Annotated in this window: 1 pseudogene; it reads right to left on the bottom strand. The window is 68.8% G+C overall.

The window, feature by feature from the left end:
- Nucleotides 1-1,745: pseudogene (locus QB898_RS12995) on the bottom strand (RHS repeat protein); the annotation flags it as partial.

Below are 1,745 nucleotides of genomic sequence, written 5' to 3'. Positions count from 1 at the left end.
TCGGCTTTGAGTTGCAGGCGGCCCGCCGGGTCGCTGTAGCGGGTCAGCGCGTGCGGCTGGCTTGCGTCTTCGTAGCCGTAGGCCGCTTGTGTGCCGTCTGGCTCAATGGCAGCGGCAAGGTTGCCCGCCGCGTCGTAGCTGTAGCGCCGCTGCACGCCGCCAGGGCCTGTGATGCGGGTGATGCGCTTTTGCGCGTCGCGTTCAAAGCGCAGGCTCCAGCCGCCCGAGTGGCGGATGCCGTCAGCGGCAAATTGCACGGTGTTGCCTTGCCGGTCCTTGATTTGCTGGATGCCGCCTGCCAGACCACGGCTGCTGTCCAGAATGAATTCCACGCCTTCGCGCGTGGTGTATTTCCACTGGGTGGGGTTGTAGGTTTCTCCTGAGCCGTAGTCGGTGAGCTGGCCGCCGACGATGCGCAGGTCCAGCCAGCTGCCCAGCGCTTCAAGGCTGGCGCCCGAGTGGCCCCGGCCACGCGGGCGCCAGGTGATGTGGGCGCTGGGGTTGCTGGCCCACTGAATGGGGGTGACGCATTCAGGCTCCGCGCGGGCTTCAAATTGCTCCAGCCGGCCGCCTGGCAGGCGCACGGCCACCACGCGGCTGCCTGCGGGGCGGATGCAGATCTTGCGGCCAAAGCCCGCGCCGCTTTGTTCGGCGCTCCAGCTGCGGCCGACGATGCCGTTGGTCTGGATGGCTACGTCCTGGTATTGCACGCTCCAGCCGTAGCCAAAGTCCAGCGCTTCGTGGCGTCTGAGGCTGTCGTAGGTGCGCACCACTTGCAGCGGCAGGCCTTCGATGTCAAAGCTCAGGTCTTCAAAGGCCAGGCGCAAGGGGGCGGCCTTTTGCTGGCCGCTGATGGCAACGCTGATGCGGGCGCTGGCTTCTTTGCCCGCCGTGTCGCGCACGATCAGGGCAATGTCGTACAGGCCGTTGGCCAGCGCTTGCGGATGGAGCCGCCCCAGCTCGCCGCCTGCGGCTACGGGGGCATTGCCCCGCTTGAGGCGGCTCCACTGGTTTTGCCCGGCTGCGCTGATGAGCAGCTCGTATTCGGCAAAGTGGCTGTCCGTGGCCTGGCCCAGGATGGCCGCCGGCTCCGTGACGTCCGCCACCACGATGTCCGCAGAGTCGCCCGGGCTGCTGATGCGCGCCACCGGCTCGTCTGCGTCCAACGGGTCTGTCACGGCATACCAGTCTTGCGCGGTGACCGTGGCGCCCCGGCTGTCGCGCAGCACGGCGGTGACATCGTGGCGGCCCATGACGCTGGAGACCAGGCTCGCTTGCAGGCTGCCAGCGCTGACGGGGTGCGCCGTGCCATCCACGTGCAGGCTTTGCAGCGTGTAAGGCGGCTGGCCGCCCGTGGCCGCCACGCTGACGATGGTGGCGCTGCCAGCGGCCACATAGCGCGCGCTGAAGTGCAGTTGCGCAGCCAGCGGGGCAACGGCTGGCGGCGTGGGCGTCGGCGTGACGGTCGGCGTCGGGATGACGGTTGGCGTGGGTGTCGGGCTAGGCGTAGGCGTCGGTGTTGGCGACGGGCTGGACGTGGGCGTTGGAGTGACGGTTGGCGTTGGCGCAGCTGCCGTGACGGTGATTTGCCAGGACTGCTCGGCGTAGGACTGCCCGTCGCTCACGCGCAGGGCCACGGGCACGTTCGCAGCGGCGGCCGTGGGCGTCCATTGCACGGTGCAGCCATTCAGGCTCATGCCTTGCGGGGCGCGCGTGAGGCTGCACGTCAGCGGCGCGCCTTCAGG

The organism is Ottowia cancrivicina, assembly GCF_029813755.1.
Lineage (GTDB): Bacteria > Pseudomonadota > Gammaproteobacteria > Burkholderiales > Burkholderiaceae_C > Ottowia > Ottowia massiliensis.
Note: the sequence above shows the minus strand (reverse complement) of the source record. Positions and strands in the feature narration are given on the sequence as shown.